We start from the raw sequence: 15765 nt of genomic DNA, 5'->3' as shown, positions 1-15765 counted from the left end.
GAGCGAGGGCTGATGGTCGCGCAGATGCGGACCGACGGCAGTAACGACGCTGTTGGAAAGGAGGTCCTCGCGGTACGGCCCGACGGAGTCGCCGGCCAATACATGGGATTCGGCGCAATGCTGAAGCGGTGGCGCAAGGCCGCCGGCCTCATCCAGCCGACGGCCGCGCGGGCCCTGGGCATCAGCGTCAGGACCTACCGCAACATCGAGCGCGGTGCGACGCCGCGGTTCACCCGTGCCCAGTGCGACTCCCTGGCCGAGGTACTGGGACTCGACCAGGAGGAGCGCCACGCCCTGCTCCTCCACAACGTGGGCACGTACCTTCGAGCGCCGGCGGAGGGCCGCCAGGAGGTACCGTCCGCGCTGAGGCTGCTCATGGACGGCCAGATGCCCAGCCCCACCTACCTGTCCGACCGCAACTGGAACATCCTCGCGTACAACCAGGCCATGGCCGAGCTGTGGCCGTGGGTGATGGAACCACGGGCCAACCTGATCCGCTGGGCCCTCACGACCGCCGAGGGGCGCGCCACCTACCACGACTGGCACAAACACGCCACGGTCTTCGCGCGGATGCTCCGGTTCGCGCTCACCACCCATGGCGACGACACGGATCTCCAGGAACTGATCGAGGACGTCAGAAAAAACCCCGACGTCCAGCACATCTGGGAATCGGACGACGACCTGGTCGAGCACCGCGACGGACACGTCTTCCTGGCCACCGTGCCCACACTGGGCTGGAGGACGATCGAGATCGTCAGCCACGTGGCGTACCCCGCGGTCATGCCTGACTGCAAATTTGTGGTCATGACCTGGGTCGAAGCTAAGGCTGAATCAGACAGCAAGAGGGACGCGCTGGGTGGCGTGCGCAATGCCTGGGTGCACGAGACCCACAACACGCCACAAGAGCGGGACCGGGCCCAGGAGCGGATCGCCGAGGCTGAACGACGTCGTGCCGCCGACGTCCACACAGCTCGCCTCGTGGTGGAGACCGCGGACGAGGCCGCAGCGCAGGCCGGGCAAGGAGCCATCCCCCTGCCTGCCCTCAGCCGCCATGTAGCGTCCGACTGCCAGCTGACGCTCTCGCCGTCCCGGCGCAACGTGGTTTGGGCTGTCGAGGAGGCGCCCGGAGAATGGGGCGTGACGCAGGTATCTCCCGCCACCGTGATCGCGCGGGTACCGCGGATCCTGTCGGCGGAGGCCCGGGCCGAGATGAAGATGGTGATCGGTATCGCGCTGCCGGCTCCCCGCGAAGCCGCCGCATCCCGTGTGAAGCAGCTCCTCGGCGAGCTTGACGAGGAGCAGCGCCTCCTCTGCGAAATACAGGAAGAGCTGGCTCAGAACGGCGCCGTGTCCGGTCTCCAAGGCGTGAGCGAGCAGGTCTGAGACGGGGCGTGGCTTGGTGCTGCGCGCGGCGCCAGGCCACGCCAGGATCGGCGTGGCACACTTCCCGCTGATGACCATTCCCGCAGATCTTCTTGTGGAAAGAACTCCGTGAACAGGTTCACCTACCCCTGCCCGCTGCGATGGTCCGACGCTGATGCATACGGGCACATCAACAACACCCTCTTCCTCCGGTACATGGAAGAGGCACGCACACGCATGTTCCGGGAATTTCTCGCCACCGATGAAGAGGAGCGCCGCGAGGCCGCGTTCGTCGTGGCCCGCTCCATCATCGACTACAAGGTCCCTCTCCACTACCGTGAGGAACCTGTCGACGTGGACGTCTGGGCTACTAAGAGTGCCGGAGCTAGCTTCGAACTCGCCTATGAGATCCGTGATGCCGATCGACTGTACGCAGAAGCGACGACCAAAATCGTCGCCTACAACCTCAACGCCAACCGGCCTCGCCGTCTCTCCGACCGCGAGCGTGATTTCGTGGCCCATTACACCCAATCCCAGCCCTGATCGGTTGTGCACCCCCGGCGTGTCGGCGGCGATGCTGTCCCACAAAGCAAGGCTGACGTGTGCTAACAGGGGACTTGAGTCGCTGTCGCCGAAAGCCTGTGACGCACGTCGCCTGGGACTCGTTCCGCTATGGCTGTGACGACCCAGAACAGCCCTCCGCGAGCAAATAGACCGCGGACCCGGCTGAGGGCAAGCCGGCTGCACTCTGTCCGTTCGGCCTACTCGGTCAGGCTGGCTTTTCCGTCAACAGCATTGTGCGGGCTCTTTCGAGGTCTTCTGGCGTATCGATGGCGATTCCGTTGTCCGATACGGGCAGCATGCGGACTCCGTAGCCGTGTTCGATGAGCCGGAGCATCTCTATGCCCTCGGCACGCTCGACGGGTCCTTGTTCGAGCTGCTGAAACAGTTCGAGCCCGTCATGGGTGAAGCCGTAAAGGCCGAGCTGTCGCAGGTAGGTGGGGCGGTGGCTCTTGGGGTACGGGATCGGCTGGCGGGAGAACATCATGGCCTTGTCGTTGTCGTCGACGATGACCTTGACGACGTTGTGGTCGACGACTGCTGCCGCGTCGCTCAGCGTCGCGTACGCGTTGACAGCCAGGGCACCAGGGTCCAGGCGCGTGAGCGCGTCCGATACAGCATCGATCGCCTCGGGGGAGATGAAAGGCTCGTCGCCCTGGACGTTGATGTATGCGTCCGCTTGAAGGTGTTGTGCGCACTCGGCGACTCGGTCGGTGCCGGTAGGGTGCTCGCCGGTCATGACACAGGGGATGTCGAGCCGACGGCAGGTGGCTTCGATGCGGTGGTCGTCGGTTGCGACGACGGCGTCATCCAGGTGGTGCGCCTGCCGGCAACGTTGATGGACGTGCCAGAGCATCGGCATCGTGCCGAGCACGGCGAGTGGCTTTCCCGGGAATCTCGATGCTCCCCAGCGGCAGGGGATGACCGCTACGTGGCGGCGTGTGGCAAACATGGTCAGCTCCCGTTGACGGCGTGATGGGCGTGGGCGTGCACACCACGGCAGAAACGCGTGAGTTGATCACCTTTCGAAGTGGTCGAGCCAGACTTGCGCAATGGTCTGCCGGACGGCCGAGGGCACTTCGTGCAGGCCGGGGTCGTACCGGCCGCGGCTGAGCGCGGCGGTGGCGGCGAGGATCTCGGCCTGGACGAGGTGGATGTAGCTGCCGACCGCCGCGCCGTGCACGAAGTTGACGGCTCCTCCCTCGGCGAGCACGTAGAAGTAATGCCCGGTCACCTCGTAACGGGTCAGGTGATCGCCGACGGGAGCGCGCTGGTAGAGGCCGTCGAGCGTGTCGAGTTCGAGCTCGTCTTCGGAGGAGGTGACCGAGGCGACGTAGGCGCCGTTGCGTAGGGCTTCGAAGTGGCCTTGCCGCAGCGCCAGGTTGCCCGTGGCACAGAGAACGAGTTCGGCGTCGCGGATCGCCTCTGTGCAGGATGACGGGGTGCGGAAGCCCTGGGAGCGTGCCTGTACCCGTTTGACCGGGTCGCTGTCGAAGACGGTGACACGCAGGTCGTGGGCGCGCAGGGTGTGTGCGATGGAGCGGCCGATCTTGCCGAAGCCGATGACGCAGGCACCGCGGCTTGTGAGGATGTCGCCCCGGGTGCGGACGAGCGCATCGGTCGAGAAGACGATGGAGCGGCCGACGAGGTGGTCCTCGCAGTGCTTCAAGGGGGAGCGGGCCACGGAGAGGACTGGGCAGGGCAGCTCTTCCAGGGCCTCGTACCGCTGGTGACCGTTCTCCGTGTCTTCGACGATGCCCAGGATGTGGCCGGAGAACTTCTCGGCCAGGGTCGTGATGGCCGGAGCGAAGTAGCCGCCGATGTCGAGAAGGACGACGTCCTGGCCCGGGACGGTCTTCTCCAGGTACTCCAGGGCCCTCGCCGGGTCGGTGAACGTGGCACGGCTGAGGTCGTGCACGGCGTAAGTGCGCCGGACTTCCAGGAGCGCCTGGCGGTTTACGGAGCGGGGCTTGGGCAGGACGGCCGCGATGGTCGACGTGCGGGCCAGCGCGTGCAGGAAGGTTGGCCTTTCCGCGAGCAGGTGGGTGATGACCAGCAAGCTGATCGCGCCGTCGACGGGGAATTCGGCGGTGATCCGACGGTAGTACGCGTCGAGCCGGGCTTTCTCGGGTCCTTCCACGGCATCTCCCTCTCTGCGGCGGGGTCAGGCCGCGGCGGGGTAGGCGGAGTGGGCGAGTGCCTGCATCTGGGCGCGCATGCCGCTGGGCAGGTCGGTCGTGGCGCGCCAGCCGAGAGCGGCTTCGGCGAGCCGGGTATCGGCTCGGGTGCTCAGGACGTCTCCGCTGCGCGCCGTGTCGGAACGAACGTCGATTTCCCGGCCCGCGAGGCTCTGGACGATGTTGATCACGTCGATGAGGGAGGCGTTGGTCCCGCCACCGATGTTGACGATGCTCGTGTTGTTCGGGGCGGTGCCGGCGGCGATGGTGGCGGCGACCGCGTCGTCGATGAAGGTGAAGTCCCGGCGCTGGTGTCCGTCTCCGTACAGCCGCAGGGAGCGGCCGGTGAGCGCGGCGTCGAGCGCGCGGTGGATGAACATGTCGGGGCGCTGGCGGGGACCGTAGACCGTGAAGTACCGCAGAGCGATGACGGATGTCGGGCATGCGGCGCGGGCCGCGTGAGCCAGGCACAGCTGCTCCTCGGCGAGCTTGGTGACCGCGTACGGAGATGCCGGACGGGGGCGGTCGCTCTCGACGCTGGGCCCTCCGCTGGTCACCCCGTAGACGCTCGAGGAGGAGGCCACCACCAGGCGCGGGACGTGCATGCGGGTGGCCGCGTCCATCACGCGCTGGGTGGCGAGGATGTTGGAGCGGACGTACTCGCTGAACTGCCCTCCCCATGACGGGCGCACACCGGGGACGCCGGCCAGGTGGAAGACGACGTCCGCGTCGACGAGCAGCGGGTCGATCGCGCAGTCGAGGAGGTCGGCGGTCACGGGGATGTAGCCCTCGCGGCCATGCAGCACGCTGAGGTTGGCGGCTGAGGAATCGTCGCCGGCAGGGCCGCGCCGGTCCACGCCGATCACGGTGGCGCCCGCCTGGAGGAGAGCGTGTGCGAGGTGGGAGCCGATGAACCCGGCCGCGCCCGTCACGACCGCACGCCGAATGACCGGTGCGGTGACGGCGGGGTGGATCTCTGACATAGGGGACCTCCGAAAGGGTCGTGGCGAAGGGGTTAGCTCAGGCGTGAGAGAACGGTGCGGCCGTGGGCGGTCAGGGTGGGGTCGTCCTGTTCGTGTCCGCGGACCAAGGCGGTGGCGGCTTCGATGGCGCCGAAGCGCTCGAGAAGACGCTGCTCGGTGGCGGACGGGCGGGATCGGTAGCCTTCGAAGAAGGCGTCGCGCAGGTGCGGCGCTGCCTGCCAGCGGCGGAATTCGAGCCGTGCGAAGTCGCGCACGCGGGCATCACGTCGCATGTGCTCCATGTCGATGACCCGGAACTCGTCTCCGGAGATCCAGTTCTGCGGTTGGTAGTCGAGGTGGCAGACGGCGCTGTCCATCGGGGTGCCGGCCAGCTCGGCGGCGATCCGGCCGAGGAGCCGATGTTCGGCTCCTGAGAGGAGGTCGGCACGCTCAGCCTTGGCGATCCAGCTGCGCAGGCGGGTGGCGAGCTCGATGCTCAGGGCGCCGGCACTTCGTCCTGCCGTGCCCCGATGCAGATCCTGGAGGACACGGCCGGCGTCGTGGTGCGCCTGCTCCTCCTCGGCGGATCCGGGAGGCAGGCTCTGGCCTCGTTGTCCGGGCACGGCAGTGAGCAGCAGTGTTCGCGTGGTGTCCTGTCGGCCGACGAGCGCCGGTGCGTGACCGTGCAGGTGGCGGACCCACGTCATGTAGGCCCGGACCTCTTGGGCGTAACGGGCGGATCGCTCGTGCTGCTTGGCGAAGTAGACGTTCCCTACGCTGTCGGCGAGGCGTAGCAGACGTGGGGGGAGTGCCGGGTCTGCGACGACGGTGACCTGGCCGACGACTCGGCGAGCGAGTTGGACGCGCGGGTCGTCGGAGTCCGTGCTCACGGCGCGGGCTCCGCCGCCGGCCCGGTGAGGTGCGCGGTGCCGTTGTGGACCTTCAGCAGCCACCGGTGCTGGCCGAGCCGGTTGAGGTGGTGCTGCCACCGGCTGATCGACGCGTGGGAGATGGCGAAGCCGGCATCGGTGCCTGGACCGAGACCGAGCAGCAGGGTGTGGGCGGCGATAACGGTCTCGCCGTGCGCGGCGAACAGGAGGCGGTCGCCTTCGTGGGTGGCGATGAGGTCGCGGAGAAAGGCACTGGCCCGTCGCAGGTAGCCGTTCCAGGTGTCGGATCCCTCCGCCCATGGTTGGTCAGGATGGGCATAGGGCGCGCCTCCGGCGGCGGTTTTCACCTCGGCCCAGGGTTTGCCGTCGGCTGCGCCGTGGACTGGACCGTCGAGGCCAGGGTCGGTGCGAACCGGCAGGTTGAGGGCCTGGCTGAGGATCTCGCCGGTCTGGCGGAGCCGGAGGCGTGGGCCCGTGTAGAGCGCGGTGAACGGCTTGCTTCGGTGCTCGGCGGACAGCCGGGCAGCCGCCAGTGTCACCTGGGCGTGGCCGCGGGTGGTGAGTCCTGTGCAGGTCGTGGGGCCGCCGACGACGCCGTCAACGTTGCACTGGGCCTCGCCGTGCCGGATGAAGACGAGTTCGGTGGTGATCACGATTGGCCTCCGAATGCGGGTATGCCGAAGCGGTAGCCGTTGCGTCCGGCGTACGGGGCGGTCAGGTGCACGTGGAGGGTGAGAAAGGCGTGAAGGCGCTGGAGACCGGTGGCGGCGAGCCGGGAGTCGTGCCGGGAGGCGGCCTCGTTGTAGAGGTCCAGTGCCTGCTCGATGCCGGGCGGTTCGATCAGGCCGTGCGTCATGACCAGCGTGGTGATCAGCTTGGCCAGGTCGTATCCGAAGGGTGCGAGCGTGAGGTCGTCGGTGTCGACCGTGAAGATCGTGCCGTCGGTGGTGATCAGGAAGTTGCGCGGGTTGCTGTCCTTGTAGAAGGCGACAGGCCCTCCAGCGGTCTCTTCCAGGAGCGCGAGCAGCATGTCCAGAACCGACGCGTCGGGTAGGTGGCCCTGCTCCAGCCGCTTGCGCAGGGCGACCTTGCGGCACGCGACATAGTCGGGGAACGGGGCGCCGTCGCGGAAGGTGTGCGGCATGGCGAGCGAGGCGTGATGCAGGTCGCTGGTCCAGGCGGCGCCATGGGCGTCACCCAGCATGCCGGCCAGTCGCGGCAGATCGTGCGGCTCGGCGTGCCGGCCCTCGACCCATGCGAACGTCAGGCTGGCTGGGGCAACGGCGGTGAGCGCCGGTTGCAGGAGCGGCCGGGCGTGTGCGGTGAGCCAGTGGTAGTGCCGGGCGGCTTCGGCCGCCTGCCTCGCGCTGACGTAGCCCTTGGTGAACTGGGTGGAGGTCATGGTCGGCCTCCCCGGTGCCGGGCCACGACGTAGGTGATGACGGAGCTGGTGGTGATCGGCTGCTCGGGGAGCGCTTCGTGGAGTGCCTCGGCCAGTGCGCTCGGGTTGCCGTAGAGACCAGGGGGGAGGTGGTACTTCGGGTTCGTGGCGAGGTACTCCGCTGCATGATCAAGACCGTCGAACGTGAAGCGGTGCTCTTCGTGCTCGGTCGTGATCACTTCCAAGGAGGTGTCCGTCAGCTCCGCGAGGTTGCCGCTGTGCGCGGCGGTGTAAAGGCTCTCGTGCTGCTCGGCGCGCGGGTCGAGCCCGGCGTCGGCGACGAGGGCGTCCATCTCCCGATAGCTGTCGAGCGATTTGGTGACCAGGACGGCGAGCCCGTCACCAGCCAGCACGCGGGCGATCTCGGCGAGGGCCCGTTCGGGCTGCGGCGAGTGGTAGAGGCAGAAGGCGGCCACCACCGACTCGGCTGAACCGTCGGCCAGAGGCAGATGGTGGAAGTCCGCCTGGACGAACTCCGTACGAACATCGCGATGCATTCCCGCCCGCTCGCGGGCGTCGGCCAGGAGCGCCGGGGCCAGGTCGATGCAGACCATCCTCGTCGGCCGGAGCTGCTCGGCCAAGGCCCGGCTGGTGGTACCGCGTCCGCAACCGATGTCCACCACCAGCCCAAGCTGTGTTGCGCCCTCGCCGCGATGATCCGTAAGGCTGCGGACGATGGCCTCGGGCACCGGTCGACCGGAGGTCTTCGCGCGCATGAGAGCGCCGGTCCGGTGGGCCAGCCGGGCAGCACGACCGTACAGATCGTGATGCTGTCCCGGATCGAGAAAGGGGTTGGTGATCATGAGCCGCACCCCCGCAGGAGCTGCGACCGGCTCAGCTGTGCTCGGCGGCGACCTGTCGGAGCCAGCGGCGCGTGTGGCGTCGGCTGGTCAGCAGCACCACGGTGGCGTGCCCGGCGGCGAACTGTTCGATCTTGGCCATGACGCGGGGCCGCATCTTGCGCCGGTACGTCGCGACATACTTGATCACGCCCCAGTGGATCCGGTTGTGCACCCCGTTGCCCTGGTGACCGGCGCCGTGCCGGATCTGCCGGGAGAGGACCCCCCACAGGGCGGCTGGCGTGGAGACATCCATGAACACGACCGTGTCGCAGGCTTCGAGCCGGATCTGGAGCGTGGAGTTGTAGTTGCCGTCGATCACCCAGGCCGGCTCGGCGACGAGATTCCGCTGCATCTCGGAGAACTCCGCCATGGGCAGCTCGTTCCAGTCGTCGTCGTAGAACGCGGCATCCAGGTGCGTCACCGGCGCGCCGAGCAGGGTGCCGAGCTCGCGGGCGACGTGCGACTTGCCGCTGCCTCCGCAGCCGACGACGGCGACTTTCTTCATGGTGCTCCAGCCTAGGGCTACGGGGACGGCCATGCGGCCTGGCTGCCGAGAAAGGTCCGGGTGATCCGGGACGGGCTGCCCGAGCGTGGTGATTCATCGGGCCGCTCCATGGGAGGCCCCCGCTGGAGCGCCGGAGACCGAGTCGAGGATGGCTTCCAGCGCGTCCACCTGGCGGCTCAGGCCGAAGAGCTCGAGGCGGGCGAGGCAGGCGGAGATCAGTTCCGCGTGCCGGCGTGTGCCGACGATCTTCTTCAGATCAGTGATCTTGCGGACCACGTGGCCGCCCGACCGGACCACCAGCTCGTCGGGGACGAACCGCTCGACGTGCCGGATGCCGGACGGGGCCAGTGGCAGGCAGCCGGCCAGCACGGCCTCGGAGATCCGCTGCGTCATCTGGCCTGCCGCGGCGTACCGCTCGGGCAGCAGCAGGACAGTGGTCAGCGCGCCACCGTACAAGTGGGCGACCTCCGTGAAAGGGACCCGTCCGAGAAAGGTGACGTGCGGCCAGCGACCGGTCTGGGTCCACTTGCCGCCGACCTGGTGCTCGAAGCAGGAGGCGGCCGGGGCGAAGAAGCGGTCGAAGGCTTCGTTGCGGTCGTACTGGTTGCCCACGTAGGCCAGCGGCACCTCGCGGGGCTTCATCGCCAGAGTGTTCGGATCGACCTGGGCGAGGAGCCCCTCGTCGACGGGGAACAGGAACGTGTGGGCGCCCGGGGTGGGCTCCAGGGCGGCCTCGCACACCGCGACCGTGGGGCGGCGCCGCCAGATGCTGTCCGGTCGCAGCTGGCGGTCCTTGTCCCAGATCACCGTGGGCACGCGACGGTGCGTGGTGTAGTGCAGCAGCAGCTCGGACTGGCGGTGCAGATCACAGGTGTGGCCCGAGGTTCCACAGATGGTCGTGTTGCGCCCTTCGATAGGCCAGCGCCACTCGAGGAACAGGACGTCGATGTCGGGGAACCCGGCATCGAAGGCGTAAGGGCTGCCGACGGTGTCGCCGGCTTCGAGCCGGTCGCGGTCGACTTGCAGGAAGACGATGTCGTGGCCGCGCGCGAGGAGGGCGTCGATCAGGGGACGGCGGTGGCTGCGGCCTCCGTCGGGGGTGTCGGTGATGCCGTTGCCGAGGAAGCCCCAGAAGCTGTACCCGATCTTCATTTGGTGATCCACCGGCCTTCCAGGAGCAGTGCGTCCAGCCCGGAGGTCGCGAGGCAGTCGAGCGCCATGTCCGGGGTTCCGCAGATGGGCTTGCCCTTGACGTTGAGCGACGTGTTGATCAGCACGGGGACGCCGGTGCGGCGCCCGAACGCCTGAAGAACGTCGTGAACGAAGGGGTTCTGCTGTGCGGTGACGGTCTGGAGCCGGGAGGTTCCGTTGGCATGGACGACGGTGGGGATCTGCTCGCGGGCCTTGGGGGTGACCCGGGAGGCCATCGACATGTACGGGGCGTCCTGGCCGAGGGTGAAGAACTCCCCGGCCCTCTCGGCGAGGGTGATCGGGGCGAACGGGCGGAACGGCTCCCGGAATTTCACCGTGGCGTTGAGCCGTTCCACGACGCCGTCCTCCAGTGGGGAGGCGAGGATCGACCGGTTTCCCAAGGCGCGGGGGCCGGCCTCGACGCGTCCCTGGAACACGCCGACGATCATCCCGTGGGCCAGCTGGTCGGCGAGGAATTCCGCGGCTTCTGCGCCCAGGGTCTTCTGCTTCAGGCCCGGCCACCGGGTGAGGTCCAGGTGCGGCTGCGGGTAGGACGGGCCGAGGTAGCAGGCCCGGGCGACCCCTTCGATAGGCTGCCGACTGCCGGTATCCGTGTGCATGGCGACCGCGGCGCCGATCGCGGTGCCGGCGTCGCCCGGCGCGGGCGGGACGAAGACCTCATCGAAGACCCCTTCCTCGATGATCCGCCCGATACTGACGCAGTTCGTGGCCACGCCCCCGCCTACGCACAGCCTCCGTGACCCGGTGACCCGGTGAGCGCGGCGGGCCAGGTGGAGCATGACCTGCTCGGTGCGTTCCTGGAGCGCTGCGGCGAGGTCCTGGTGGACCGGCTGGGGCTGCTCTCCTGGGTTTCGCGGCGGGCAAGTATCGGTGGTGAAGAGGGGCGAGATCCGGGGGTAGCCGGAGTGGAGCACCCGTGGGGGGAAGTAGGCCGGGTCCACGACGAAGCCGGTGGCGGTGGTGCGGAGCGCGCGGGCGAAGACGGGCCGGAACCGGGCGGCGTCGCCGAGGGCCGCGAGCGCCATCACGGTGCCTTCCTCATCTCCGCGTCGCCAGCCGAGATGTTCGGTGACGGCCCCGTACACGTAGCCGAGAGAGGCCGGATCGCAGATCTCCTCCAGGGAGCGGATGCACGGGCGTTCGGCATGGCGGCCGTGGGCGATGGTGGTGGTCTGCCGTTCCCCGACGCTGTCCACGACGAGGACGGCCGCCTCACTCCATCCCGAGGCCGCGAAGGCGATCAGTTGATGAGCGCGGTGATGCAGTACCGGGACGACGCGGGCGCGGGGGAATTGCCGCCGCAGGTATTGGAGGCGGCGCTGGGTGCGTACGGCGACCTTGGCGAACCCGGTGGCGCGCGGCAGGGCTTGCGAGCGGGTCGCGCTCGACAGCAGCAGACGCGCCGAGGCGGGGACCTCGGCTAAGTAGCGGACGGGCTGGAAGTTGTACGCGACGGCGTCCACGTCGGCCGGCGCGAGGCCGGCCCGGCCGAGGAGCCAGGCGATCGCGTGGTGGGGGTATTCCGGGGTGTGCTTCTTGCCGGAGAGACGTTCCTCTTCGATGAAGCCGACCAGCTCGCCGTTCACCAGGAGGGCTGCGGCCGAGTCGTGTGTGAAGGAGCACAGGCCGAGGACGACGGCGGGTACCTGATCCATCGCGGCTCACCCTTCCGCTGCGGACGGGACAGAGGCACCGGCGCGGCGGTTCAGTTCGCCGTACCAGTGGATCAGCGCCTCGCCGAGCGGTCCGTCGACGGTCGTTGCGATGCGTTGTGCCTCCTGGCGCGCCCCGTCCTTCCACAGGCGGTAGCTGCGCATCGTTGCGGCCATGGAGCCCCAGGTGGGATGCCCGGTCTCGTCTCCGGCTTCGACGCGGTCGAGCAGTTTGTCGAAGCCCTCCCATGGGGTGGCCAGGGCGGGCATGACCTGGCTCGCGTTGACGTCGGTCAGGCCGTCGGCTTGCTCGAGGTCACGTTCGTAGACGTGCAAGGAGCCGACCTGGTGGTGGTACTCCCCGAGTTCGGCATCCAGCCATCCGGCGACCAGCTCGTGCAGCGTGGTGTAGAAGAACAGGTCGTACGGCAGGCCGATCCACACATCCTGGCCGCGCATGCTCGTCGTCATGTGCAGGCGGCCGGCGCGCAGGTGGAAGCGGAAACCGAGGGTGCACGGGACGTCCTTGTGGCCGGCGGCATCCTGCGCCGGGTCGTAGAGCTGGATCAGGGCCCGGCGGGAATCGGGGTCATCCTTGAGGATCTCGACGACCCTCTGGAGCTGGTCGATCCTCCCAGCCCAGTTGCGCATCCGGGGCCCGTACGCACCCTTGAGAACGCCGTCGTCGGCGTAGTGGCGCAGCCGTCCGTTGAACTCGTGGATCCACGGAGCATCGGTTCCGGACAGGTACCAGACCGTCTCGGCCACGGCGAAGGCCGGGTTGATGATCCGGGCCGGCGGAGCGCACAGCAGCCGCGCCCTGGGCTGGGTCAGCCGCATGGTGACGTTGAGGACCTCGCGGGTGGCCATGCCACGAGGGCTGACTTTGTCGCCGTTCTTGGTCAAGGCCACGGCTCCAACGAAGAGTTCGGCAATGCTGTCGGCGGTCAGATGCGTCATGGTTGCGTCTCCTCACCTTGCGATTCGCCGGGACCAACGCCCCAGCACGGTGGTGAACGTGGCTACGCCGGGCCGGTCCGAGACCGGTCGACGACGAGGCGGGCGATGTCGCGGGCGCTGGTGCCGTGCCAGTGGCACACCGCATCGGTGGCCCCGCGCGAACCCTGCGATTGGGGTGGTGTGCTCAGTGCGTTGGCGATGTCGTCCGCCGAGCTGCAGCGCTGGGCGAGGCCATGGTCGGCGAGGCCCAACGTCCGCCCGCCGGGATGAGCAAGTTCGAGAACGGGGATGTTCAGCAGCACAGCCTCGATGCCGCAGGTGGAGTAGGCGCTCAGGACCGCGTCGGCGCCGGCCAGGCACCCGCGGGCACCGACTCCTGGATCGGCAGCCGCCACCGGCAGCCTGCTTGCCCTTTCGAGGAAGAGGCCGAAGGAGCCAGCGGTCTGCGCAGGGTGGGGTGCGATGATCAGGCCCCAATCCCCCTCGGCCTTCCGCAGGCCCTCCAGGACGAGGCTTCCCTGGGCGCGGAGAAGGCCGGGGCCGAAAGGCTGACAGGCCCATACCGCGATCTTCTCCGGGCAGCGGTCCACGCGGGCCGCCAGAAGTTCGTCGAGGTAGCAACGCTGCTGCTCTTGATCGATTTCGGCAAGGGCATCGAACCGCGGTTGCCCCAGGACGTGGATCTCGGCGTCCGGGTGCCGTGCCCAGGCCCTCGCGGGCGCGACGTCCCGTTCGCCCATGACGACGATGTGACGGCTGTGCAGGGCCGGCCACGCCACCGACTGCGGGGTCCAAGCCCCGTGCTGGACGTAGACCGTCGTGATGCCGAGCCGTTCGGCAGCGTGGACCCCGAGTGCCCCCAGCGGGCTGGTGTCGTTGCAGAGCAGGACGGTGTGCGGCCGGGTGGACGCGAACACGCCGTCCAGCCAGGTCTCGGCGCGGAGCACCGCGCGCCACGACGGCTGGGTGCTGCCGCCGCTCGTCTCGACGACGGAGGCAGCAAGGCGCTCCAGCCGGTCCAGTCGCACGGCCAGCTCGCGGACACGGATTGTCTCGGCAGGGCTCTCGTCGGTGAAGACGAGGCCGGAGACCGTACCGGCGGGGGAGAGGAGGCCGGCCGACGCCGGGCACAGGCGGATGGACGGGGTCGCCGGCTCCGGGCATCGGTCCGCGGCGTCCGTGCCCAGATCGACCAGGACACTGGGGTGGCCGCCGCGGGCCAGCTCTTTCAGCACCGGCAGGAGGGTCTCGGCATGGCGGGACGACCACGACAACGCCACAACCTCCGACTGTGGCAGTGTCGAAGGCACCGGGCTGGGCACGGGCGAAACCTCCGCGCGGGAGACCGCGAGCTGTTGGAGCTGAGCGGACCGCCTCGGATCGCCGGGAGCCGGCGCATCCAGGAGGTAGGCGATGCCGGACCAGGCGACGGTGTAGAGGCGGTACTCACGGGAGCTTGTCTCACGCGTACCGATCAGTGCTTCGCCCGCAGCGGGGATGATGCAGCCGGGTTTTTGCGCGAACGGCTCCCACGCGCTCAGGGCAAGCAGCTTGCGCACAAGCCGACCTACGAGGCGGCGCACCGGAACGTGCTGCACGTGCAGCCACGAGGCCCCACCGGGCGTCAGAGCCCGCTGGGCGCTGTACGCCTCCAGCTCAGCCATCACGGCCTGGACGTGGGAGTTCAACTCCTCTCGACCGGTGGGCACAGCATCGAGAGCCGTTGTGGCGATACGCGCCGCCGTCCGCTGGTCCGGCAGGGCGTCTTCCGTGACGAGCGCCCACTGGCACGCCTCGTCCGTCCGCACCTGGGCGAGAACGAGGGGGCCCGCATCGTCCGGGTTCACAGCAGGCTTCCTTCGAGGAAGGGCCCGGAGTGCCGGCCTTCACCGAGGAACTGGAGGAGATCCTTCGGAGCGCGCGCGGTCGGAGGGACCGGGGCACCGGGAGAGCCGTAGCCCCAGGCCGCGTGGACGTAGGCGACTCCAGCTCGGCGCGCCGCTTCATGGTCGACCGCCATGTCGCCCACGAAAGTTGCTTCCGCCGGATCAGCACAGAGATCGACGAGCGCGAGCAGCAGGGGATCGGGGGCCGGCTTGCTGCGGCCAGGTCCGCCGGCTGCGCGAACCGAGCCGAACGGGCACCCGAGCTGTGCCAGCAGCGGGGCCGCGCGATCCAGTGGCTTGGACGTGACGACACCGAGGAGCCACCCGCGGGCGACGAGGGTGTGGAGTACTTCTTTCATGCCCTCGAACGGCCGAGCGAGATGGGTGACGGCCTTCGACGCTTCCGAGTACGTCTGATGCACCGCCTCGGCATCGGTCACGGCCAGGCGCCTCATGATGTCGTTGAACGGGCGGCCCAAGTGCTGCTCGTACTGTTCGAACGGCACATCGATGCGGTGGTGCTGCTGGACCGCGCGCCACGCCTTCTGCATCACCGGTCGTGTGTCGAGCAGGACTCCGTCGAGGTCGAGGAGCAGCGAGCGCTGTCCGTCGCGGCGCGCCGGATCGGTGTGAGGGCTCCGTATCGCGGGGCGAGGTGTCGAGGCCATGTTCTTCTCCCTGGAGTCCGGGGTGGGAGTGCCGTGGTTCGAAAGGGCGTGCCGAGCCTTTGGATGTCGGTGAGAGCGACGCGTGGGCGGTCATTCCTCGGGCGGTAGATCGGGCACGCTGGCAGGCGGTGTACTCGGGACGGCGTTGTGGTGGTGTTCGAGCCGGACGAGCTGCCCGAGCAGCCCCAGCGTGGCGACGACGCCGACCCCGTACGTCCACTTGCACACGGTGCCGACGGGGTCGTACCAGGCGAGGCGGCGTCGAGGCTGTGCGTGGTCGCTCATGAAGCAGCCGCCGGGTAGGGCTGCTCGAAGCCCGGTTCGGCGAGCGCGAGAGCGAGGAGGTCGCGACAGATGTGGGCGAGCTCTTGGGCGTACACGCAGCGCACGACCGCGGGGCCGGTCTTCGGCTCGTTGTTGAACCTGTCTCGCACGGAGGCGGTCATGAGGCGGATCTGGTCCTCCTGGCCGTACCGTGCCCAGCCCTTGGCCTCGATCTCGGGCAGCAGCAGCTGGATGTGACCGCGCAGGCGCAGCAGCAGGTGCTCGACGATGGCAGTCGGCGGCAGCCTGTCGAGGGTGACGCGGACCGTACTCATGATGTCGTCGACACCGATGGGGCAATGGGCCTGCCTGGCTGGGGAAGC

17 protein-coding genes are annotated in these 15765 nt (G+C 68.7%); 2 read left to right on the top strand and 15 right to left on the bottom strand.

The window, feature by feature from the left end; translation table 11 throughout:
* Positions 1 to 12 precede the first annotated feature (12 nt).
* Positions 13 to 1383, top strand: coding sequence for a helix-turn-helix transcriptional regulator (locus LUZ64_RS19370; RefSeq protein WP_232398612.1), 1371 nt, complete (start codon positions 13 to 15; stop codon positions 1381 to 1383).
* A gap of 108 nt (positions 1384 to 1491) precedes the next feature.
* Positions 1492 to 1905: an acyl-CoA thioesterase gene (locus tag LUZ64_RS19365; protein ID WP_095581325.1), complete on the top strand. Its 414-nt coding sequence runs from the start codon at positions 1492 to 1494 to the stop codon at positions 1903 to 1905.
* A gap of 226 nt (positions 1906 to 2131) precedes the next feature.
* Here LUZ64_RS19365 and LUZ64_RS19360 read toward each other — a convergent pair whose 3' ends face one another.
* From LUZ64_RS19360 to LUZ64_RS19290, 15 genes are all read right to left on the bottom strand, one after another.
* On the bottom strand, positions 2132 to 2875 hold the full coding sequence (locus LUZ64_RS19360) for a 3-deoxy-manno-octulosonate cytidylyltransferase (RefSeq protein ID WP_095581326.1): 744 nt from the start codon (positions 2873 to 2875) through the stop codon (positions 2132 to 2134).
* Positions 2876 to 2941: 66 nt separating this feature from the next.
* On the bottom strand, positions 2942 to 4063 hold the full coding sequence (locus LUZ64_RS19355; protein WP_095581327.1) for an adenosylhomocysteinase: 1122 nt from the start codon (positions 4061 to 4063) through the stop codon (positions 2942 to 2944).
* 24 nt (positions 4064 to 4087) lie between these two features.
* Positions 4088 to 5083 (bottom strand): NAD-dependent epimerase/dehydratase family protein, encoded by a 996-nt coding sequence (locus tag LUZ64_RS19350; protein ID WP_095581328.1) that lies wholly within the window; start codon positions 5081 to 5083, stop codon positions 4088 to 4090.
* 32 nt (positions 5084 to 5115) lie between these two features.
* The gene (locus tag LUZ64_RS19345) at positions 5116 to 5952 is read right to left on the bottom strand and encodes an aminoglycoside phosphotransferase/kinase family protein (protein ID WP_095581329.1); all 837 of its coding nucleotides are present in this window, start codon (positions 5950 to 5952) and stop codon (positions 5116 to 5118) included.
* Positions 5949 to 6605 (bottom strand): histidine phosphatase family protein, encoded by a 657-nt coding sequence (locus LUZ64_RS19340; protein ID WP_095581330.1) that lies wholly within the window; start codon positions 6603 to 6605, stop codon positions 5949 to 5951. Before LUZ64_RS19340 ends, LUZ64_RS19345 begins: the two co-directional genes overlap by 4 nt.
* Positions 6602 to 7354 carry a phosphotransferase gene (locus LUZ64_RS19335; RefSeq protein WP_095581331.1) on the bottom strand — a complete coding sequence of 251 codons (753 nt, stop codon included), beginning with the start codon at positions 7352 to 7354 and terminating at the stop codon, positions 6602 to 6604. Before LUZ64_RS19335 ends, LUZ64_RS19340 begins: the two co-directional genes overlap by 4 nt.
* The gene (locus LUZ64_RS19330) at positions 7351 to 8196 is read right to left on the bottom strand and encodes a class I SAM-dependent methyltransferase (protein WP_095581375.1); all 846 of its coding nucleotides are present in this window, start codon (positions 8194 to 8196) and stop codon (positions 7351 to 7353) included. Before LUZ64_RS19330 ends, LUZ64_RS19335 begins: the two co-directional genes overlap by 4 nt.
* Before the next feature lie 31 nt (positions 8197 to 8227).
* Positions 8228 to 8740, bottom strand: coding sequence for a P-loop NTPase family protein (locus LUZ64_RS19325; RefSeq protein ID WP_095581332.1), 513 nt, complete (start codon positions 8738 to 8740; stop codon positions 8228 to 8230).
* Positions 8741 to 8833: 93 nt separating this feature from the next.
* Complete coding sequence (locus LUZ64_RS19320) at positions 8834 to 9892, bottom strand: CgeB family protein (protein WP_211305016.1); 1059 nt, start codon at positions 9890 to 9892, stop codon at positions 8834 to 8836.
* Positions 9889 to 11607 (bottom strand): carbamoyltransferase family protein, encoded by a 1719-nt coding sequence (locus tag LUZ64_RS19315; protein WP_095581334.1) that lies wholly within the window; start codon positions 11605 to 11607, stop codon positions 9889 to 9891. The genes LUZ64_RS19320 and LUZ64_RS19315 overlap by 4 nt, the downstream gene beginning before the upstream one ends.
* 6 nt (positions 11608 to 11613) lie before the next feature.
* On the bottom strand, positions 11614 to 12564 hold the full coding sequence (locus LUZ64_RS19310) for a thymidylate synthase (RefSeq protein WP_095581335.1): 951 nt from the start codon (positions 12562 to 12564) through the stop codon (positions 11614 to 11616).
* A 62-nt stretch (positions 12565 to 12626) separates the two neighbouring features.
* Positions 12627 to 14411: a hypothetical protein gene (locus LUZ64_RS19305; protein WP_095581336.1), complete on the bottom strand. Its 1785-nt coding sequence runs from the start codon at positions 14409 to 14411 to the stop codon at positions 12627 to 12629.
* Positions 14408 to 15118: an HAD family hydrolase gene (locus LUZ64_RS19300; RefSeq protein ID WP_095581337.1), complete on the bottom strand. Its 711-nt coding sequence runs from the start codon at positions 15116 to 15118 to the stop codon at positions 14408 to 14410. The genes LUZ64_RS19305 and LUZ64_RS19300 overlap by 4 nt, the downstream gene beginning before the upstream one ends.
* Positions 15119 to 15208: 90 nt before the next feature.
* The gene (locus LUZ64_RS19295; RefSeq protein ID WP_143593122.1) at positions 15209 to 15403 is read right to left on the bottom strand and encodes a hypothetical protein; all 195 of its coding nucleotides are present in this window, start codon (positions 15401 to 15403) and stop codon (positions 15209 to 15211) included.
* Positions 15400 to 15717 (bottom strand): DUF6415 family natural product biosynthesis protein, encoded by a 318-nt coding sequence (locus LUZ64_RS19290; protein WP_095581338.1) that lies wholly within the window; start codon positions 15715 to 15717, stop codon positions 15400 to 15402. Before LUZ64_RS19290 ends, LUZ64_RS19295 begins: the two co-directional genes overlap by 4 nt.
* Between the last annotated feature and the right edge of the window lie 48 nt (positions 15718 to 15765).

It is taken from the genome of Streptomyces albireticuli (assembly GCF_021228125.1).
In the GTDB taxonomy this organism is placed as follows: domain Bacteria; phylum Actinomycetota; class Actinomycetes; order Streptomycetales; family Streptomycetaceae; genus Streptomyces; species Streptomyces albireticuli.
The sequence above is the reverse complement of the archived record's forward strand: the minus strand, read 5'-3'. Positions and strand labels throughout refer to the sequence as shown.